The sequence below is a fragment of the Umezawaea sp. Da 62-37 genome, assembly GCF_032460545.1.
Classification (GTDB): domain Bacteria; phylum Actinomycetota; class Actinomycetes; order Mycobacteriales; family Pseudonocardiaceae; genus Umezawaea.
Map to the genome: position 1 here is coordinate 8,267,660 of NZ_CP135965.1, position 19,154 is coordinate 8,286,813.

Below are 19,154 nucleotides of genomic sequence, written 5' to 3' on the forward strand. Positions count from 1 at the left end.
CTAGGGCTACCTACATGCCCCCTGACCTGTGCGTAGGGCGGTAGGGGGATAGAGCGGGCCAGATGGCGCGACGCCGGCCCGTAGGCGTGCACGACCCGAACACGGGGTCTGGTCTGCGGCACGGGTCTACATGGCTCTCCTGATGCCCGGTACGGCTCGCCCGGTACGGCGTGGCCCACGTCGGGATCGGCTGCATCCCCTTCCGTCCGCGCTTCTGTCAACGTACTCAGGGGGTGTCACTCCCTGGGTGTGACGGGGCGCTGTCGTGGTTGTCCTCTGGGTCGCTGTGGCATCGGTGGGCGGTTGGGCAGGTAAGACACGCTCCGGTTGCGGCGTACTGGGCATCGTGTGCAGCCAGTAGTGCGGTTATCGTGGCGACGAATTCCCGTAATGGTTCTATGGGCATGATCAAATACGCGTTGGTCAGGTTCTCGACGTTCTGTGAATGGCGTAGCGCGTCCCCGGTCGACACGAGGGACGGTGACCACATGAGTGCCGGTCAGGTGGGCGACATGGGGCGTGACGACGCGGAAAGGGTTGGTGTGCAAGGGGATTCGGCGGGGTGGGATTGGGATCGGGTGGTCGTGCCGCGTCCGGTCCGCCCGGGTGAGGCTGCGGGGTTGGTGGCGCACTTTCGGGTGGCGCAGGCCATCGCGGGGGACGTGGTGGCCGCGTTCGAGAACGCGGGGGTGGGTCACCTGGTGGCGACGGTGGTGGCGACGTTGTCAGATGGGGGCGGGCCTGTGGTGCAGGTGTCGTTCACGCCGCTGGGGGAACTCGTGATGCGGGAGATGATCCGACGCGGCGCGTTGAGGTCGGGCGACGACTGGGGGCCGGCACCGCCGGACGGACGCGCGCCTCAAGCCGCGTGATGATTCGCCAGCGGCAGGAATACACATCAATCGAACCGATTCGTTGAGCCGAACGCGCTTGACCACCCCTTTCGCTTCAGTCTCACGCACGGTGGCCGTAAAAGGCTTCTGTTGTCGCCCGATTGGAGGTTAAACCAGCCCCGATAGGGTGATAGCTTCGATTCGGCTCAAGGGGTGGGAGCACAGGGGATGAATCAGTCATTGCCCAGGAAATTGACGTAGAACCATTGGCTAACGTTTCTTGAACGCGCGTTTGTCAAACATTGCCGGCGACCTGCACCTTGGGTATATAACAAAACTAATTTCAAGGGGAGTCAATGTTAAAATACCGGACCAAGGTTGCCGGAATTGTCTCTGCTACACTTTTTTTCCTGACGTTTACCTGGGCTTCCACGGTATCGGCTGCGCCAATCGAAAGCGCAGCTTTCGACACCTACACCAATATTGACTGCTACTACTTCGGCACGGGTGACGAAGGGGTGGCCTTCAACGGCGTTGGTCTTGATTACGGTTCGGGAAACTATAAAATCGACGTCTACTTCTACGTCAGTGGCCCCTTTGCCCTCGGAACGAGTTCGTTCACGGAGCACCGGGAACTCTACACAGGTTCAGGTTCGTGGAGCAGTCCGACCATCTACAAGATCACGGGCAGCAACAGCGGTGGATGGTCGATCGAGATGAAGGTCTACAACCAATTCGGCCTGCTGGCCACGGCATACGACGATACGGGCTGTTAGTCGGTACTAACGCCACGTCTTTGGTCTGGTCGAGTGTGCAGCGACCGGGGCGCCACGCGCACGATGTGGCGTCCCGGTCGCTGCGCCGTTGTCATTACGGCCTCGATTGCCTGCGTCCGTCGTGTGCTCTACGGTGAGTCGGAGGATCAGGCGGAGCGACATGTGCCCTGTTCTAGCTTGTCGCATCGCGTGACGCTGCCTAGGAATGGAGGAGTTATGGTCGAAAACATCTCGGAGAACCCAGCATTGAATCCCACCCGGAAATGGGAGGATGACCCCGAGGTTCGCATGCATCTTCGATTCATCACAAAAAACCGCGTCGATCATGTCAACCTGCTAAAAAGGTTGCTGGAGGGGCCGATTGACGATTTGAATAACGAAGACGTAGAGCGCGTTGTTTTCTTGAACAAGATCGCCGAGGCATACGGCTATATTAATCTGATCATTGTCAATGGCAATCGCTCTTCGCTCGATCCCGGCGCACGGAAGCAATTGTCGACCGTACTTTCTGCCGAGTACCGGGGCGGTATGTAAATTTTTGCGAATATCGGTTGTCCACGAAATTGAGTGTGATGCCAACCGCGCGTAGACAGTACATAGCACGATGGAACCCGAGACAGCTTTACGGTCGTCGAGTCCCATTGTGATGTAGCGACTGGTAGCGGTTCAGGCTGTCATGGTTACTGGACTGGCCATGAGTAGGACTTCCACCTGTGTGTCATGCGCGGAGGTGCGGGTTTCCTCGACTGCCAGCACAGTTCCGGTGGTGGTGTCGCAGGTAACGCGGCGGATGACGTACAACAGGCCGCCCTCGGGGATGCGCAGCGCGGAGACGTCGTCCGGGCCGGGGACGCGGGCGCGGATGTACTCGGTCCACCCGAGGGTGTGCCCGGCATCGGTGAGGATGCGGTAAAGGTGTTGTGGTGTAACGAAAGGATTCTCTTCCAGCGCCGGTACCGTGGCCGCGATCGTCAGCGGGATGTAGAGCCGGTGGGCTTGCCTGCGGCCAGCAAGATCGGCCAGTAGCCGATCATGCACGAACACCGGGGAGTGCTCCGCCACGCCCAACGTGAGGGCGAGATCGGCGGTGGCCTGGTCGCGGTAGAGCGAGGGTTCGCCTACCTCGGTGGTCTGATCCGTCGCCACGTCGGTGATCACGCCGTCCGGGGTGGTGGTGAGTGCGCGGGTGTGGTTGTGGGTGGGGCGGTCCACGTTGGCGCGGACGAACGATCCCTTGCCGTGGTAGCTGACGATCCATCCTTCGGCCCGGAGCTGGGCGACCGCGTTGCGGACGGTGCCGCGTGACAGGCCGAACTCGATGCCCAGTTCGGCTTCGCTGGGGATGGGTGCGCCGGGCGTGAGTTGACCGCCGGCGATCCGCTCACGGAGTGCCTGGGTGAGAACGGCTGTCTTCGTGGTGGTTTCGGTGTGTGCGGCCATCCGGGTTACCTCCGTGGTCCGTGTGGTCGTCCCGACCTGCGGTTTCGCTGCGCCGGTCCCCATCTACCCACAGATATCGACCACATGTCAACACCACTCGTTCAAACGAGTGCTTGCGCACTTCACCGGTCCTCTGCTTTACTCGTACGGCAACTCGTATGAACGAGTTGTACCGACGAGTGAAAGGCTCTACCACTGTGGAACGCATCGATCAGCTAGCAGCACGTCTCTCCCACCTCGGGTACCTCGGGGAGGAGTTGGAACAGCACGCGGACCGACCGGGGTCCGGGTGGGTCTTCCGGCAGATCGTCAGGGAGGCCGCACGGGTCGCGGACATCGCGACCGCCTACGTGGGTGAGCACGAGCGGGCCCGCGCCTACCTCGACGCGACCCCCGCCGACCCGCTCGATGGGTACGGCCCCAACGGGTTCGGCCCGGACGGGGCCGCCGGCATCGGCCCCATGCCCGTGGCGGTGACCACCGTGCGGGTGTCCGCGACAGTCGACGTGGCCGATTTCGTCCGCGCGGTGGACGGCGCGGTGGACGCGAACCTGTCGCAGGCGTGGCCGGCGCGAGGTCCGCGCCTCGACGTCGGGGCGGGTGATGCCCGTTGAAGACCACCGACAGAGTTCGGGACCTCGCGTCCCGTGCACGGACACGGGTGTTGTCGTGGGTCCAGGCGGTCACCGACATCTACGCCCTGGTGCTCACCGCCGTGGTGTCGTGGGTGACCGAACGGCTCCGGTTGCTGGCCGTGGTGGTCGCGACCGTCCGGACATGGAACCGTTGTGCCACAACGGTTGTGTGGGTTTATCGGTGGTCCGGGTGGGTGGTGGCCGCTCGGGTCACCGCCCGCACGGCCCGGGCGTTCGGGCGGTGGACGTGGTCACGCACCCGTCAACCGATCCTTGACGCGGCGGGGTGGGTGCGTCACCGCGCGCCCGCCCTGCTGTGGCAGGGACTCCGGATCGTCGCCCGCCACGCGCCCCGTGTGGCGTGGTGGGTGGCCACCCGGGCGGGCATCGGCGGGTGGTGGCTGCTGTCGCGGACGTTGCGGTGGTGCACCGCCATTGCCGACTACGCCGATCTTGTCCGGCAGGTGCGTGACGACCAGCGGCACGGCACCGCGAAACGCCTGCGTGAGGAGTGGATGCGGACCGCAATAGTGCGGTCCGCAGTGACCCTGACCGTAGCCGCGGTGACCACCGTTCTAGCCGTGAAACTGGCCGAAAAAGCAGGTCACGGGGTTGTCATCGCGGTAGTGGTCGCCGTGTTCGCGGCCATCGGTCACGTGGTCCGACCGGCACCGATCCTGTCGGCTGTCCCCGACCTGATCGAGGACGGGGCGGGTCCGGACGACCCGTACCCGCTTGCCGACGCGCACACCCGCGCGGAAGCGGCGGACTGTGTCGCCCGCGCCCTGCGGGCCGAAGGGGTCGCCCTGCGGATGGCCGGCGAGGCCGTGCGGGAACGGTGGGGGTGGACGGTGCCCGTGGTGCTGCGCAAGGGCACCCCCGCCGCGATCGTGAGCAAGGCCGCAGACCTCGAAACCACACTCGACCTCCCCGCCGGCGGGGTACTCGCGACGGCGGACCGGACACGGCGGGCCCGGGTGGTGCTGCGGTTGGCGGAGCGCGATCCGTTCGCGTCCCTGCCGGCGGCGTTGCGGCGTGCGCCGGGGTCGGTGTCGATCCGGGACCGGCTCACCGTGGGCGGGTGCATCGACGGGACCGACCTCGCCCTGTCCCTGCTCGGGGTGCACGGGGTCGTGATCGGCAACAGCGGCGCGGGCAAGTCCGGTGCGCTGCGGTCGATCGCCGACGCGCTCACCGCGTGCCGGGACGCGGTGGTGTGGGATCTCGACCCCGCCGGGGTCGGGTTGGCACCACTGGCACCGGTCATGGGACGTATCGAACGCACCCGCCTGGGGATCGAGGATGCGTTGGCGGATGCGTTGGCGTTGGCCGAAGTCCGCCCCCGGCTCATGCCCGGACTCGGGATGACCGGGCAGGAGTGGAACGTCAGTGCGGAGCACCCCGCCGTGGTGGTGTTGGTGGACGAGTACTCCCGGATGTCGGACACCGCGAAAACCCTTGCGGTGGAACTACTCCGCATCGGCCGTAAGGCCCGGGTGTCATTGATCCTCGCCGCCAGCGAGGCCACCTCCGACACGTTGGGCGACGCGATCGCCGACACCACCGCGTTGAAGATCCTCCTCGCCTGTCGCAGCACCGATGTGCGGTTGGTGTTGGGGCAGGGACGTGGGGCCGAAGGGTGGCGACCGGACCGGCTCAACCCGGCGTCCGGCGAGGACCCGCAGGACGCAGGGTGTGCCTACGTCGACGCGGTGCACCATCGTGAATCGCTGCTGTCGAAGTTCCGACCGCTGGGCGATGACGAGGCCGCCGAACGGGCGGCGGAACGGGCCCCGCACCGCCCCCGAATCGATGGTGCGTCGGTGGACGCCGTGCGCGCCCTGCGGCGTGTCCACGGGGCTCTGACGGCCGGTACGGGGGCGTCGGGGGGCGGTACGGCGGTGGTGGATGTCGACAGCCGGACGATCGCCGACGTGGTGGCCGCGTTCGGCACCGACGACCGCCTGTGGACCGCCGACCTGTTGGCACGTCTGTCCGCCGTGGACGCCCGGTACGCGGGGTGGACAGCCGAACAACTGGCGTCCGTGCTCAAACCCGCAGGGGTGACCTCGGTACAGATCAAGTTCGACCGCCGCAACCGCAACGGCTACACCAGCGCGGCGGTAGCGGCGGCCCTGCACAGCGACGGGAGGAGGTGACAACACATGCCCACGACCAACCTGGACCAAGCGGTGACCATCGGCGTGCCGCTACTGCTGGTGGTGCTGATCTTCTACTTGGTCAAGCACAAGAAAGTGAAGATCATCGGCGTTCTGATCGGGTTCACCCTCGGGGTGGCCCTCGCGGGCACCCCGATCGGGACCACGATCGCCGGCGGCATCGTCGGACTGATCGTCTCCGCGATCAACGCCATAGCCGGACTGTTCACGTGAAGCGCGGACCGGCCTACACGGCAGGGGGCGGCCCGGACACGCCCGTGTCCTCGGCGTTCATCCGGACTCCGGCCTGTGACCTCAACAGGGTCAGGTGCAGTTCGGTGCGGCCCAACTCGGTCAGAACCGAGTGGGTCGCGTTGTACACGTCCTCAGCCGTGGCATCGGGGCCCGATACCGCGCGCAGCGTCTCGACGTATCCGGCCAACGCACCCGTCACCGACTGGAGATCGTCCATGCCGGCGAGGGTACCGAGACACCCCCACGGGCAGGGGGTGATCACACAGCGATGACCCGAACCGATGCCAGCACGACACCAGGAGGTGACACCGACCGCAGCGACGAACTCAGTGAGGAAGAACGCGAAGGTATCGCCTACTGGGCGGAGATATGTGCGCAACGACCCCCGATGACACAGGAACGGATCGAGGGTGCGGCGCTGATCCTGCGAGGGATCGACGACCGCAAGACGACCAACTGACATCCATCACAGACGGCACCCGGTCCGCCCCTCGGACCGGGTGCCGTCGCTCTGTCCGAACCCAGGTTCCTGCACCGACATGAGGGTTACTGCCTGTAGACGGTCTGTCACCAGGGCTAATGTGGAACACAGACCACGTGCACCGGGCATGTGGACCAGGGGAGCAACGGGAGGCCGCGTATGAGCCCCTCACGCCGTCAATGCCGCTGCGGGACACAACTGTCCCGCGACACCACAGGCGACCAGTGCGGCCCCTGTACACGCCGTCTCACCACGGCGGACCCGGTCCCACCCGAGGTTCCCGCAGATTTCTGGGACGCCCCGACAATGCGCGCGGCGTTGGCTACTCGTCACATGGGCAAGGTCATCACGGCTTACCGCACCCACCCGTTCCACGGCTCACCCGTGAGTCAAACCAGGGTTGCGGCATGGGCCCGGTGCGCTCAACCCCATGTGAGTCGGATCGAAAACGGCAACGCAATCGACAGTATTGCCAAGCTGGAATTCTGGTCCTCACTACTGGGAATTCCGAAACATTTACAATGGATCGCCAGCACAGGTAAAAAACCAGACTCGAATGCGCTGCCGATAAAACTTGAAAACCAAGAAATCCCTAGTGGGTCGACACCGTCATCACAAGCGGGACCTGCTTTTTCAAAAACAGTTGAAGTAAACAGGCGTGAGTTTATTCAAACAGGTATCGCGATGAGTTTAACTACGATAGTTGACTCAAAAGTTGCCACTTCGCATACGGTCAATCCGGGCATTTTCAAGAATTTCGTGAGCATGCGCACCGTGCTTGTCTCTTCTGACAGCATGCTCGGACCGGGTCGCCTTATTGCGACTACGGCAGAGCAAATCGACAACATTCAATCACTCTTCAAAAGAGCGGACAGTTCGCTTAGGGTCAAGCTATTCGAGATTGCAGGCTTATTTGCAGAATTTCAAGGTTGGCTAATGGACGATTTGGGCAAACTGAACGAAGGTCGCGCCTGGTCTCGTCAAGCTCTCGAATGGGTCGAAACCGTCGGAAACGAAAATCTAGCTGCCTATATTCTTATGCGTATGAGCCAGCAAGCCCAGTTGGCCGGTGATACATATGCCGTGAAGGGCTTGGCCAACGCGGCTGCCCGTAGAGACCGTGCCGTCGTAACCAAAATAGTACAGGCGGCTGTAACACAGCAAGCCGCGCACGGTTATGCACTTGAGGGCGACGAAAATAAGTCGTTGACATTGCTGGATAAGGCACATGATCTTGTCAATGAATCTGGTCAGAGTGACAATGATCCTTATGAGATGGCAGGCTACTGCACGACGTCTTACGTCGAAGCGCAGCGAGGCGCGATACTTTCAACTCTCGGGAAACATAATCAGGCTTTGCAAGCATTTGACGACTCACTCAACTATTGGCCGCAAGACTATCGCAGAGAGCGCGGCTTGCACTTGGCCAGGCAGACATTTGCAGCCGTAGTGGCCAATCGCCCAGATTATGTCAATGCCGTGGGAGCGGAAGCATTGCAAATCGCTCGCGAAACCGGATCGCGGAGAACCCTTCGTGAACTGGAACGCGCTGCCGAGACGATGGCAAGTTGGTCCTATAATAGCGACGTAAAAGAGCTTCGCGACTCCATCAATTCAGAAAGGTCCGCGAGTGGTAACTATGACCGTTGACGAGTTGGTCGGGCGCAATGAATGGCAGGAGGTTAATGAGAAGTACCGACGCCCGTTCGTCGTGTATAAATTTGCCGCTACTCTCGACGGTCGAATTGCGGCAACCGATGGAACAAGTCAGTGGATTACTAGCCCTGAAAGCAGAGCGGAAGTCCACCTACTTCGCGCGGGATGTCAGGCAACCATCGTCGGCTCAGGAACACAGCAGGCCGACAACCCAAACCTTGCCGTAAGAGGCAATGATGACCCGCGACTCAATCTCTCACATGTCTCTGAACCATGGAAACAACCGTATCGAGTCATTGTTGACACTGAAGCAAAGACGCCCCGAGACGCGAACGTTCTAAACGATGCAGCACCGACGATTATTGCTGTGGCCGACGATACCGATGCTTCACACCTGGAAGACCTTGCCGAAGTAGTCAAGGTCAGGCGCGGCACAAAGGGCCTAGACATCCAAATTCTCCTTGAGGAGCTTTACAACCGTCAGATTCACGGCGTTTTCCTCGAAGGTGGGCCAACGCTTGCCGGAAGCTTTGTTGCCGCTGGTGTTGTCGATCGAGTTGTGAACTACATTGCTCCAGCCATGTTGGGCGAGGGGAAAAGCGGTTTGATCGGTTCCGGTATCCAGACTATGTCGGATATCCTTCGCCTTGAATTGATTGAAGTCAGCCGCTCTGGCCCAGACATTCGCGTGGTGGCCCGTCCCAAGCGGTAGATATAAGGCAATGAGCGTCGTGCTCGCGAGTCGATTTTGACCATCACGGATACGGGTGGCGGTACAAATTGGTCTGAATATGGCGTGGCCCGTACCTCCGGTGCGGAGGTACGGGCCGCTGGTGTACCATTTCAATATTTACGCGCCGTAGGGCGCTTCGGGTGGCAACAATCGCAGCCTTTCACGCCCGAAAGCGCGTTTCCCAGACTTCTTCCCAGGGGAGAGGCGCAGTTCATCCAATCCACACGCTTGGGTCACCAAAGCACGCTTGCCCAACAAGTCTGCATCTTTCCATTGTCGGGCGAGTTCTTCGGCGCTCAATGCTTCGTCCGGGCCTTCCACGGATGCGCCGGACAACTTGCCCCGCTCCTCTTCCAATGGCGCCAGATCCGTAGCCAGGAAAAGATTCGACTTGTCGAATGTGGTCACACTGATTTCACGCCTCACCAGACGTTCAACCAATGCCTCCTGTACATCTGTAATGCTCTTGATTTCCTTGTTCAATTCCGTCAGACGACTCGACACCCGCGCGCGTGCCGCTGCGATCGCCTGAGCGTGACGGGCATCCGATAGTCGTGCGATCACGAACAGGCGCAATTGATTGTCCACTGCCGCAGCGTCGGCATAGACTCCCCCGCATCCGCGCCGCTGCTTATTGCAAATGTACTGGTATCGACGTGTTCCGTCTTTGTACGCAGTCCCGGTACTGGCCGCACTAATCTTTTTACCGCATAGTCCACAACGCAAGATTCCGGCACCCAAATGTCGCCGCCCCGGAGGGGCACCCTTCCGCCGTCCGTCGTAGAACGCCTGCAACCTTCGGTGTGTCTTCTCATCGATGATCGGTTTTCCGGGCATTCGGCCAACGATCTCACCGCCATGCTCGATCATTCCCGCCAACGTGGGGCGCAGTAATGTGTTTCGGATCTTGTCCGCCACCCACGGTTTCAACTCGATCGTCAGGAGGCCTGCGTCATTCCAGCGGCGGGCGATATCCCCACTATTCGCGCTTTGCGCAAGGACATCGCTAACCGCTTTTTGCAATTCCTCTCGCTCCCTCTCGATCTGGGATTGCGGAATGTTCGGCCTGTCACTTTCCTCCTGCCCCTCAGCGGGGGTCCACGAACGATCCTTGCGCGGGAACCCGAATCCTGGCCGTCCGCCCGTGGGACGTCCTTGCCGCCGGTAGGCATCGAATCGTCGCAGGATGCGACGTGACGTGTCGTCGGATGACTTAGCCGCTTGTGCTACCTCGATACGCAGGATGAACCGGTCATCGGCATTGGACAGGTCGCGGGTGCCGTGCGAACTCATTACCAGGAACCCTGATTCCGCAAGATCGATCAGCGTTTCCAGATCGCGAGGCTGACGGAACAACCGGTCGACATGCCAGACCGCGATTCCCTTGGACTGACCCGTGCGAGCACGTTCCAACAGTGTTTCGAATCCGGGGCGGCGCACCTTTTTCTTCCACGCGGACAGACCATCCGACAGTTCCATGCCGACGCGTCCACCGTTGCGGCTGATCGTGCCCCGGTTGTCGTGGAACTGAGTCTCGATCTTCTCCAGTTCCCGCGTGTTCGGGTTCCACGACAGACGGGCGTAGGAGTCGATCTCTCCCCCACTGGCACTCTGACCTGCTGTGATGTCCTCTGAAGTAGCCATACGACCAGGTTAGGGCAACAAACAGCTACAACCCCACGCTACGGGTGGGGTACGACATTTTTCGCAGGCCGGGCTGAGGAGCCCGGTCGTGCGGTCCGGTCATGCGGTCCGGTCGAGTGGTGCGAGCCGGACCGTGCGGGCTCAGATGTCGGCGCGGCCGTCGGCCAGCCACTCCAGTTCGGTGGTCCACTCCAGCTCGGTCACGTCGACGAGGCTCGGTTCCCGGCCCAGCGGCATGACGTCCTCGGTGTAGCGCAGGAAGTGCTCGACCCACGTGACGGACAGCCGCAGCGTGATGTCCTTCTCCGGGGAGTCCAGCTCCAGGCTCGTGACAAGGCCGTGCCGGACGCGCACGTCGCCGATGCCACCGCCCTCGATGAGGAGTTCGCGGGCGAACACCCACGTGTCGGCCTCGCCGGACTCGTCGTCGTGGACGAGCATGGTGATCGCGTACGGGTCGGTCGTGTTCCAGCTCAGCGAGACGAGCGAACCCGACCTCGACTCGGCCACCCCGGTCTCGTCGCCACCGCGCACGGTGATGGCGGTCTTGGTGGTGGTGCCGGTGACGCAGTGGCGGTTGTCGATGCCGAAGCGGCACAGCCACTGGTGAGCGTCGCCTTCACGGTGCTGGTAGGCGTGAGGGTCGTCGATCATGTGAGTGGTCCTTCCAGCACGGGGCAGCGAGCCGTTCTACGACTAAGAAGACGTGCCAGGTACCTCCAGGATGCGCCTCGTGATCTAAATGCGACCTAAGTTAGGGGTATTAGGGGGTCGGCCGAGGTGATCCCCTAAGGGCTGATCCCCTGGTGAGCTGGGGTTTCACCGTATTCTCACGATTATTCATGAACACGTGGTTGATCATCGAAAATATGGGTAAGCGGCATTCAGGGCCGCGGATGGGCCAGTTGCTCGTTCATGATGAGGAACGCGCCCAGCCCGTGGAAGTCGTCGGTCGCCCGCGGCCGGTCGAGGTAGTACCGCTCGTTACCGACGTTGGTGCCCACCACGATGTCGCTGACGTGGGCCCGTCCGTCGGCGCCGATCGAGGTCCGGGCGAGCACGCCCTGGTAGCCGCGGGTCGCCACCGGGAGGTAGGTCCGCGGGAGGTAGCCGCGCTGGACGGCGCGCGAGACCGTGAACGCGAACATGCTCGAGCACGACGTCTCGGTCCAGTTGCCCGCCAGGCCCGGTTTCGCCGGCAGTTGGAACCAGCGGCCGGTCGCCGGGGCCTGCCAGCGCTGGAACCCCTGCGCGAGGTGCTCGACGGTGCCGAGCAGCGCGGCCCGGTTCGGGTGGTCGGGCGGCAGCACCTCCAGCACGTCCACGGTCGCCATGCCGAACCAGCCGACGGCCCGGCACCACACCTCGGGCGAGGTGCCCGTGGTCGGGTTCGCCCAAGCCTGCTTCCGCGTCTCGTCGTAGGCGTGGAACAGCATCCCGTCCGGCGACCGCAGGTGGCCGAAGTAGGTGATCAGCTGCCTGGTCGCCTCGTCGAACGCCGCCGCGCCGTCACCGATCCGAGCGCCGTAGCGGGCGAGGAACGGCTGCGCCATGAACGCGCCGTCGGCCCAGAGCTGCCCGGTGAACGAGACGTTGTGGAGGAAACCGCCGTCGGTGGTGCGCGGGTAGGTGGTCAGCCGCTGCCGGATCCTCGTGGCGGCCAGGGTGTACCGCTGTTCGCCGGTCTCCTCCGCCAGCACCAGGAACACGTTGCCCGCGAGCATGGTGTCGAGGTTGTCGTAGGAGCTGCCGGTGCCGCCGTCGGCCGCGACGTGCGCGTCGCCCCAGGCCTTGAGGTAGTCGAGGTAACGGGGATCGCCGGTGCGCTCGTGGACGAGGTGGGTGCCGTAGAGGAACAGCGCGTCGGTGTAGCCCAGTCCGAGCGAGGCCGCCGGCCGCCGGGCGGTGGTGGAGTCCACGATCGCGGTGGACCAGTCGGCGGGGGCCGGCGCCGCGACGCCGTTGTCGACGCTCATCGAGTCGAGGTTCGGGCCGCCGTCCGCGGTGGTCGAGATGGCGCGGATCGTGTTGCGCCCCTTGACGAGCGTCGCCGTCGTGCGCCGGGTCGCCCACGTCGTCCACGCGCCGGTGCCGGGGAACGGCAGCGCGGCGGTGACCACGGCGCCGTTCACCTCGATCCTCAGCGGACGGTCGACCGCGGTCCCGTTGGCGTAGCGCAGGACGAGGTCGTGGCCGCCCGCGATCGCCGCGTCGACGGCGAACTCGACGGCGCTGCCCGCGACGTTGTCGAAGTTGACGAACCCGGTCCCGGTGAAGCCGACGTGGTTCGACTCGACCACGGCCTTCGACCGCGTCGCCTGCTCAGCCTCGTACCCGGTGGTCGCGGCCGCCGCGGGCGCGGTGGCCAGCGCGGTCGTCGCGAGCGCGACCACCAGTGCCGTCGTCAGGCGCACGTCACCCTCGCCTCGGTCCAGTCGGCGTGGTCGAAGTTCTTGCCGTCCCCGCCGTCGGTCACCCGCAGGCCGAGCAGCCGCACACCGGTGGTGTCCACGGAGATCGCGCGGGCGGCGGTCTTCGCGCGGACCACACCGCTGTCGAACAGCACCCGGCCGTCGCCGACCACCTGGAACACCACGGATCCCGTCTCGGTGGTCTCGTCGTCCAAGCCGATGCCCGCGGTGAACCGGGAACACGCGCGGCCGGTGTAGACCAACACGTCGGACTCGGCGTGCACACCCAGGCCCTTGGCGTAGGTGACGCCGCCGACGCGCAGCGGGTTGCCGTCGCCGCCGGTGTTCTCGTTGTTGGAGCGGTCGCGCTCCACCGGGCCCCAGCCGTTGCCCTCGGCCATGAACGGCAGGTCGCTCACGTACGGCGTCCCGGACGGCACGTCCGGCGGCACGAACACGCGCACGGCCTTCTCGACGTGCACCCGTTCGCCGTTGAACTCCGCGTACACCGGCACGTCCGCGTACCCGCTCGGGGCCTGGTCGCCGACCCGCACGATCCAGCGGCCGGTCAACGTCTCGCCGCGCAGCAACATGCCGCGGCGCACCGGGAGGCCGGTCACCGTCCAGCCCGCCGGGGCGGTGGCGGTGAGCACGACGTCGGTCAGCGCCCCCGTGCCGGTGGGCGTGAACGAGCCGGTCACCTCGAACGTCGTGCCCTTCGCGGCGTCGAACTCCTGCGCGGGCGTGACGGTCAGCGTGGTGGTGGGGACCTGCTTGATCGGCTCGTCGCAGGTGGTCCGGCCCGCCTGGTTCGGGCAGATGACCGCGGCGAACCCGCCGTTGCGCGGCACGGCGACCGACAGCACGTCGGTGGACCGGCGCACCGAGCTTTCGCGGATCACGTCGCCGCGGGTGGCTGCGGTGTTGTCGCGGACCACCTCGACCAGCCACTCGCCCGTGCCGAGGAAGCCCAGCGGGGCGCTTACCGCGCGAGCGTCACCGGAGGCGATGGCACCGAGGAACCACCGGGTCCCGCTGCGCCGCGCCATGGTCGCGCCGCTGCTCGGGTGCCCGCCGACCAGCCGCGTCTCGTCCCACACCGTCGGGACCTGGTCGAGGAACCGCAGCGCCTGCGGACGCGCCTCGTAGGCCTCCGGCTTGTCCGCGAAGTGCGTCCAGCCCGACTCGTAGACCACCGGCAGCGCCACCTCGTGCGCGACGGAGGCCTCCTTCGGGCCGACGTCGAGCGACACCGGCGTGTAGTCCATCGAGCCGACCACGTTGCGGGTGAACGCCTGCACCGGGTTGTTCGCCGCCGACGGCTGGTTCTCCGCGCCGCGCACGGCCTCCATGCTCATCACCTGCGGCCACGTCCGCGCCAGGCCGTGCGGGATCGTGGAGCCGTGGAAGTTCACCATCAGGTGCAGCTCGGCGGTCTTCGCGAGCACCGCGTCGTACCACTGGTAGCGCTCCTGGGAGTCGGACTCCATGAAGTCCAGCTTCACGCCCTTCACGCCCCAGTCGCGGATCCGCGGCAGCGTCGTGTCGCGCTCGGCGGCCGTGTCCAGGTTGCTCCAGTGCAGCCACAGCAGGATGTCCACGCCCTTGGCGCGGGCGTACCGCACCAGTTCCGGCACCCAGTTCGCGCTCCAGCCCTCGTCGACCAGCACGTACGGCCAGCCGTTGCGGGCGGCGAAGTCGACGTAGGCCTTCTGCCGCTCGAAGTTGCCGGGACTGGAGTTCTCGCTCAGCCACGACCACGCGACCTTGCCGGGCTTGACCCACGACGTGTCGGCCACCTTCGACGGCGGCGCGAGGTCGTCGACGAGCGTCGACGCGGTGACCGTCGCCAGGTCCCCGATGACCGCCGTCCGCCACGGCGTGCGCAGCTCGCCGGACGACGTGACCCGCTCGTCGGCGAGCACGACCTGGTAGGTGCCGGAACCGCTGGTGTGCCGCAGCTTCGAACCGGGGTACCGGCCGTCCACATCGGACTCGGTGAGCAGCACGTAGTCCTCGCCGCTCTGGAACAGCGACGGGTTCCCGTAGTCGCCCGCCGCCGCGCCGCCGGCCGTGGTCTGCACCCGACTGGCCTCGTACCAGGCGTTGTAGGGCAGCAGCCACGCCGACGCGCCGGTCGGCACCGTGAACGCCGACGCCTCGCCCGTCACCGTGACCGGCCCCGGCACCACGTACCGGTAGGCGATCCCGTCCGGCGCCACCCGCACCACCAGGTCGACCCGCGCGCCCCCGGCCGTCGCGAACGCCAACCGCGCCTCGGTCCCCGTGACCACCCGGTTCCGCCGCTTGCCGGTCGTCATCGCGTACTGCTCGGAGACCGTCCGGTCCGCCCGGCTGACGAACCGCAGCCCCCGACTCAGATCCGCCCCGGTCGTGCGCAGTCCGACCGGCGCGGGCGCCAACACCGCCCGCCCGCTCCGTGTGGCCCCCAGCGATAGGGCGCCCGTGGTCGGGTCGAGCGCCACGGTGGCGGTCAGCGAGGGACCGGAGACGGTCCACTGGTCGGCGGGCCGGGCCTGGGCGGCGGCCGGTGTCAGGACACCGGAGGCCAGCAGCACCCCGGTGACGGCGAGCGACCACTTCGATCGACGGGACGGTGACGGCATGGTCAGTCCTCCGGACGCACCTCGGCAGGGGGTGAGAGCGCTCCCTGATCGTGTGTCGCGATCCGGTGCCGGTCAAGATCGCCGATAGTTATAACCAGGACAGGTTCTGTCCGGCCGAATCGGCTGTCATCGGTTGACGTCCCATGATCGTTGCGGTATCAAGTCCGTCCACTGTGGACTGGTGGCTCACCGAGCACCACGTGCACGAACGTGCCGGACAGGCCGTAGGTGTTGACGCCCGCGTAGGCCGGGCCGGTGCCGGGCCAGTCCGTGCGGGTCCGGACGGGGGTGAGGCCCAGGCCTTTCCAGTCCACTGTGGACGTCGGGCTGAGCGGGCGGGGGCCGGCGGGGATCGTGCGGTGGCGGAGGACGAGTGCCGCCTTGAGGATGCCCGCCAGGCCGCCCGCGGCCTCGGGGTGGCCGATGGTCGACTTGATCGATCCGACCAGGCACGGGCCCGCGGTGGCGCCGATCGCCTGGAGTTCGACGGCGTCGCCGGCGGGGGCGGCGTTGCCGTGGGCCTCGACGTAGCCGAGGTCGGACGGGGTGATGCCCGCGGTGGCGCACGCGCGGGTGATGACCTGGACGTAGCCCTCGACGGAGGGCGCGATGACGGACTTGGCGGTGCGGCCCTTGCCGGCTTGGGCGCTGCCGAGGATGACGCCCTGGACGGTGTCGCCGTCGGCGAGGGCCCGGTCCAGGCGTTTGAGCACGAGCACGGCGGCGCCGTCGCTGCGCACGAAGCCGTCCGCGCGCTTGTCGCCGAAGTGGCAGCGGCCGGTGGGGGAGAGCAGGCCCGCGGCCGCGTAGCCCGCGGTGTGGTCGGTGCCCAGCACGAGGCTGACGCCGCCGGCGAGCGCGGTGTCGCACTCGTCGGTGCGCAGGCTCTGGCAGGCCAGGTGCACGGCGAGGGTGCCGGAGGAGCAGGCGGCGTCGACGGTGGCGCACGGTCCGCGCAGGTCCCAGGCGTGGCTGATCCGCCCGGACGCCATGCTGCGGGCGGCGCTGCCCGCGATGTCGTGCATGTCGACGGGACCGCGGTGGGAGTCCCAGTGCTCGCCGGTGCTCTGGCCCATGAACACGCCGACGTCCGCCGGTGAGCGCGTGGTGAGGCCCGCGTCCAGCAGGGCGTCCCGCGCGGTGGCCAGCAGGACCTTGTGCTGTGGGTCCATCGCCGCGGCCTCGCGGTCGGTGACGGCGAACAGGCCGGGGTCGAAGTCCTCGTGGTCGAGGTAGCCGCCCGCCAGGCCCATCACCCGGCCGTGCCGGTCGAGCACGGGCGTGGTGTCGAAGCGGCCCGCCGGAGGGGCGGGGGCGATGGTGTCGCGGCCGTCCAGGAGCAGCTGCCAGAGCTGGTCCGGTGTTCGGGCGCCGGGGAACCGGCAGGCCGTCCCGACGATGGCGATCGGCTGGGTCATCCGTTGTCCCGTGCTCGTGGGTGATCCACTGTGGACGGCCACAATGGAGTGACGCGGTTGGCGTGTCGACGAAGGGCGACCCTACACTCCGAGTGACCGGCCGTGTCCCAGGGTGATCGCGGGCCCGCCGGTCATCACCCGGAGGAGTTCACCGATGTGCGGAATCGCGGGCTGGGCAGATCCGGCCGCCCCCCTGCTCCACGGCGGCCGCGCGGTGCGCCGGATGACCGACGCGCTGGCCGCGCGCGGGCCCGACGGGGAGGGGTTGTGGGTCGGGGCGCACGCGGTCCTCGGCCACCGCAGGCTCGCCGTCCTGGACCCCGTGCACGGCCACCAGCCCATGGCCGTCAGCGACGACGGGGACGACCCGGTGGTCGTGCTCTCCTACAGCGGCGAGGTGTTCAACCACGTCGAGCTGCGCGCCGAACTCGAGCTGCTGGGCCACAAGTTCCGCACCGGCACCGACACCGAGGTCGTGCTGCACGCCTGCCGGGAGTGGGGGACCGGCGCCGCCGAGCGGCTCAACGGGATGTACGCGTTCGCGGTCTGGGACGTGGCCCGGCACCGGCTGCTGCTGGTGCGCGACCGGCTCGGCGTGAAGCCGCTGCACTACGTCCGGCGCGGCGCGGGCGTGCTGTTCGCGTCCGAGCCGAAGGCGCTGTTCGCGACCGGGCTGGTCGAGCCCGAGGTGGACGGGCACGGCCTGCGCGACTTCTTCGCCTCGGTGCGGACACCGGGGGGCTCCCTGTTCCGCGGGGTGCGGGAACTACCGCCGGGAAACGTGCTGGTGGTGGACGCGTCGGGCGTCCGGGAGCACCGGTACTGGTCCCTGGAGGCGCGGCCGCACGAGGACGACGGCCCGACCACCGTCGCCAGGACGCGGGAGCTGCTGGCCGACATCACCGGCCGCCACCTGGTGGCCGACGTGCCGCTGGGCGCCCTGCTGTCCGGGGGCCTCGACTCCAGCGTGCTCGCGGCGCTGGGGTCGGCGCACGGCGGCGCGCTGCGGACGTTCTCGGTCGACTTCACCGGCGGGTTCACGCCGGACCGGCTGCGCGGCACGTCCGACGCGCCGTTCGTGCGGGCCGTGGTCGAGCACTGCGGCCTCGACCACCGCGACCTCGTGCTGGACCCGGCGGCGTTGAGCGATCCGGGGCTCCGCCAAGCCGTCGTGGCGGCACGGGACGCGCCCACCTCCGGTGACATGGACGGGTCGCTGCACCTGCTGTTCCGCGCGGTGCGCGAGCACGCCACCGTGGTGCTGTCCGGCGAGAGCGCCGACGAGGTGTTCGGCGGCTACCCGTGGTTCCACGACGCGGACGCGCTGGCCGCGGCCGACTACCCGTGGCGCTGCTTCGCCGGGCGCAGCGGCACCGCCCGCGCGTTCCTGCGGACGGACGTCGCCGCGGAACTGGACGTCACCGCCCACCGCGCCGAGCACTACCGGCAGGCGCTGGCCGAGGTCCCCGTGCTGCCGGGGGAGGCGCCGATGCAGCGGCGGATGCGGGAGGTCTCGCACCTGCACCTCACCCGCTGGCTGCCCGACCTCCTCGACCGCAAGGACCGGCTCAGCATGGCCGTGGGCCTGGAGGTCCGCGTCCCGTTCTGCGACCACCGGCTCGTGGAGTACGCCTTCAACACGCCGTGGTCGCACCACACCGCCGACGGCCGGGAGAAGTCGCTGCTGCGCGCGGCCGCGGCGCCCGTGCTGCCCGCGAGCGTGCTGGACCGCACCAAGGCCCCGTACCCCAGCACCCAGGACCGCGCCTACCGGTGGCTGGTCCAGGAGCAGGTCGCCGACCTGCTGGCGACGCCGACCGCGCCGGTCTGGACGTACCTCGACCCGGCTCACGTCCGCGCCCGCCTCGACCGCCCGGCCGACGACCTCGCGACCCGCGCGGGCCTGGACTTCGCGCTGTCCTTCGACCTCTGGCTGCGGACGTCGGTGAGCCGACGGGGATGACCTGACGAGACGGTCAGGTCCGGGCCTGCCCGACCTCCCAGTAGCTGGAAAACATGATCTTCCGGCGGTCCACGCCGCGCTCCTTCACCAGGTGCCTGCGTACCGCGGTCGCCAGGCCGGAGT

General features: G+C 66.6%; 17 protein-coding genes. 10 read left to right on the forward strand and 7 right to left on the reverse strand.

The window, feature by feature from the left end:
- Positions 1–404 precede the first annotated feature (404 nt).
- From RM788_RS38240 to RM788_RS38250, 3 genes are all read left to right on the forward strand, one after another.
- On the forward strand, positions 405–872 hold the full coding sequence (locus RM788_RS38240) for a hypothetical protein (RefSeq protein ID WP_315924349.1): 468 nt from the start codon (positions 405–407) through the stop codon (positions 870–872).
- 317 nt (positions 873–1,189) lie between these two features.
- A complete protein-coding gene (locus tag RM788_RS38245; protein ID WP_315924351.1) occupies positions 1,190–1,609 on the forward strand; it encodes a hypothetical protein in 420 nt (139 codons plus the stop codon).
- A 216-nt stretch (positions 1,610–1,825) separates the two neighbouring features.
- On the forward strand, positions 1,826–2,143 hold the full coding sequence (locus RM788_RS38250; RefSeq protein ID WP_315924354.1) for a hypothetical protein: 318 nt from the start codon (positions 1,826–1,828) through the stop codon (positions 2,141–2,143).
- 132 nt (positions 2,144–2,275) lie between these two features.
- Here RM788_RS38250 and RM788_RS38255 read toward each other — a convergent pair whose 3' ends face one another.
- On the reverse strand, positions 2,276–3,049 hold the full coding sequence (locus tag RM788_RS38255) for a GntR family transcriptional regulator (protein WP_315924356.1): 774 nt from the start codon (positions 3,047–3,049) through the stop codon (positions 2,276–2,278).
- A 197-nt stretch (positions 3,050–3,246) separates the two neighbouring features.
- On the opposite strand from RM788_RS38255, the gene RM788_RS38260 reads away from it, so the two are divergent.
- From RM788_RS38260 to RM788_RS38270, 3 genes are read left to right on the forward strand one after another with little or no spacing between them, the layout of a single operon-like run.
- A complete protein-coding gene (locus RM788_RS38260; protein ID WP_315924358.1) occupies positions 3,247–3,663 on the forward strand; it encodes a hypothetical protein in 417 nt (138 codons plus the stop codon).
- Positions 3,660–5,843: a hypothetical protein gene (locus tag RM788_RS38265; protein ID WP_315924360.1), complete on the forward strand. Its 2,184-nt coding sequence runs from the start codon at positions 3,660–3,662 to the stop codon at positions 5,841–5,843. The genes RM788_RS38260 and RM788_RS38265 overlap by 4 nt, the downstream gene beginning before the upstream one ends.
- 6 nt (positions 5,844–5,849) lie before the next feature.
- Positions 5,850–6,077, forward strand: a complete 228-nt coding sequence (locus RM788_RS38270; RefSeq protein WP_315924362.1) for a hypothetical protein — start codon at positions 5,850–5,852, stop codon at positions 6,075–6,077.
- A gap of 13 nt (positions 6,078–6,090) precedes the next feature.
- Here RM788_RS38270 and RM788_RS38275 read toward each other — a convergent pair whose 3' ends face one another.
- Positions 6,091–6,315 carry a hypothetical protein gene (locus RM788_RS38275; protein ID WP_315924364.1) on the reverse strand — a complete coding sequence of 75 codons (225 nt, stop codon included), beginning with the start codon at positions 6,313–6,315 and terminating at the stop codon, positions 6,091–6,093.
- Between the two features lie 51 nt (positions 6,316–6,366).
- Here RM788_RS38275 and RM788_RS38280 point away from each other — a divergent pair, with 51 nt between their 5' ends.
- The 3 genes from RM788_RS38280 (at position 6,367) to ribD (ending at position 8,947) form a co-directional block, all read left to right on the forward strand.
- Complete coding sequence (locus RM788_RS38280; RefSeq protein ID WP_315924366.1) at positions 6,367–6,558, forward strand: hypothetical protein; 192 nt, start codon at positions 6,367–6,369, stop codon at positions 6,556–6,558.
- 354 nt (positions 6,559–6,912) lie between these two features.
- The gene (locus RM788_RS38285; protein WP_315924368.1) at positions 6,913–8,229 is read left to right on the forward strand and encodes an NsdA family TPR-like regulatory protein; all 1,317 of its coding nucleotides are present in this window, start codon (positions 6,913–6,915) and stop codon (positions 8,227–8,229) included.
- On the forward strand, positions 8,219–8,947 hold the full coding sequence (ribD, locus tag RM788_RS38290; protein ID WP_315924371.1) for a bifunctional diaminohydroxyphosphoribosylaminopyrimidine deaminase/5-amino-6-(5-phosphoribosylamino)uracil reductase RibD: 729 nt from the start codon (positions 8,219–8,221) through the stop codon (positions 8,945–8,947). The genes RM788_RS38285 and ribD overlap by 11 nt, the downstream gene beginning before the upstream one ends.
- A gap of 138 nt (positions 8,948–9,085) precedes the next feature.
- On the opposite strand, the gene RM788_RS38295 is transcribed toward ribD, so the two are convergent.
- From RM788_RS38295 to RM788_RS38315, 5 genes are all read right to left on the reverse strand, one after another.
- Positions 9,086–10,612 carry a recombinase family protein gene (locus RM788_RS38295; RefSeq protein WP_315924373.1) on the reverse strand — a complete coding sequence of 509 codons (1,527 nt, stop codon included), beginning with the start codon at positions 10,610–10,612 and terminating at the stop codon, positions 9,086–9,088.
- Positions 10,613–10,753: 141 nt separating this feature from the next.
- Positions 10,754–11,266 carry an SsgA family sporulation/cell division regulator gene (locus RM788_RS38300; RefSeq protein ID WP_315924375.1) on the reverse strand — a complete coding sequence of 171 codons (513 nt, stop codon included), beginning with the start codon at positions 11,264–11,266 and terminating at the stop codon, positions 10,754–10,756.
- A gap of 230 nt (positions 11,267–11,496) precedes the next feature.
- Positions 11,497–13,026 (reverse strand): glycoside hydrolase family 88 protein, encoded by a 1,530-nt coding sequence (locus RM788_RS38305; RefSeq protein WP_315924377.1) that lies wholly within the window; start codon positions 13,024–13,026, stop codon positions 11,497–11,499.
- The gene (locus RM788_RS38310) at positions 13,017–15,650 is read right to left on the reverse strand and encodes an NPCBM/NEW2 domain-containing protein (RefSeq protein ID WP_315924379.1); all 2,634 of its coding nucleotides are present in this window, start codon (positions 15,648–15,650) and stop codon (positions 13,017–13,019) included. The genes RM788_RS38305 and RM788_RS38310 overlap by 10 nt, the downstream gene beginning before the upstream one ends.
- Positions 15,651–15,808: 158 nt before the next feature.
- Positions 15,809–17,068 carry a beta-ketoacyl [acyl carrier protein] synthase domain-containing protein gene (locus tag RM788_RS38315; RefSeq protein ID WP_315924382.1) on the reverse strand — a complete coding sequence of 420 codons (1,260 nt, stop codon included), beginning with the start codon at positions 17,066–17,068 and terminating at the stop codon, positions 15,809–15,811.
- Positions 17,069–17,222: 154 nt separating this feature from the next.
- Between RM788_RS38315 and asnB the strand changes: the two genes are divergently transcribed.
- Positions 17,223–19,031, forward strand: coding sequence for an asparagine synthase (glutamine-hydrolyzing) (asnB, locus tag RM788_RS38320; protein ID WP_315924384.1), 1,809 nt, complete (start codon positions 17,223–17,225; stop codon positions 19,029–19,031).
- Positions 19,032–19,154: the final 123 nt, after the last annotated feature.

Bases quoted from the DNA above. Each gene is read 5' to 3' on its own strand.
- RM788_RS38240 (WP_315924349.1), top strand. From the start codon at position 405: ATGATCAAATACGCGTTGGTCAGGTTCTCGACGTTCTGTGAATGGCGT.
- RM788_RS38245 (WP_315924351.1), top strand. From the start codon at position 1,190: ATGTTAAAATACCGGACCAAGGTTGCCGGAATTGTCTCTGCTACACTT.
- RM788_RS38250 (WP_315924354.1), top strand. From the start codon at position 1,826: ATGGTCGAAAACATCTCGGAGAACCCAGCATTGAATCCCACCCGGAAA.
- RM788_RS38255 (WP_315924356.1), bottom strand. From the start codon at position 3,049: ATGGCCGCACACACCGAAACCACCACGAAGACAGCCGTTCTCACCCAG.
- RM788_RS38270 (WP_315924362.1), top strand. From the start codon at position 5,850: ATGCCCACGACCAACCTGGACCAAGCGGTGACCATCGGCGTGCCGCTA.
- RM788_RS38275 (WP_315924364.1), bottom strand. From the start codon at position 6,315: ATGGACGATCTCCAGTCGGTGACGGGTGCGTTGGCCGGATACGTCGAG.
- RM788_RS38280 (WP_315924366.1), top strand. From the start codon at position 6,367: ATGACCCGAACCGATGCCAGCACGACACCAGGAGGTGACACCGACCGC.
- RM788_RS38285 (WP_315924368.1), top strand. From the start codon at position 6,913: ATGGGCAAGGTCATCACGGCTTACCGCACCCACCCGTTCCACGGCTCA.
- ribD (WP_315924371.1), top strand. From the start codon at position 8,219: ATGACCGTTGACGAGTTGGTCGGGCGCAATGAATGGCAGGAGGTTAAT.
- RM788_RS38295 (WP_315924373.1), bottom strand. From the start codon at position 10,612: ATGGCTACTTCAGAGGACATCACAGCAGGTCAGAGTGCCAGTGGGGGA.
- RM788_RS38300 (WP_315924375.1), bottom strand. From the start codon at position 11,266: ATGATCGACGACCCTCACGCCTACCAGCACCGTGAAGGCGACGCTCAC.
- RM788_RS38310 (WP_315924379.1), bottom strand. From the start codon at position 15,650: ATGCCGTCACCGTCCCGTCGATCGAAGTGGTCGCTCGCCGTCACCGGG.
- RM788_RS38315 (WP_315924382.1), bottom strand. From the start codon at position 17,068: ATGACCCAGCCGATCGCCATCGTCGGGACGGCCTGCCGGTTCCCCGGC.
- asnB (WP_315924384.1), top strand. From the start codon at position 17,223: ATGTGCGGAATCGCGGGCTGGGCAGATCCGGCCGCCCCCCTGCTCCAC.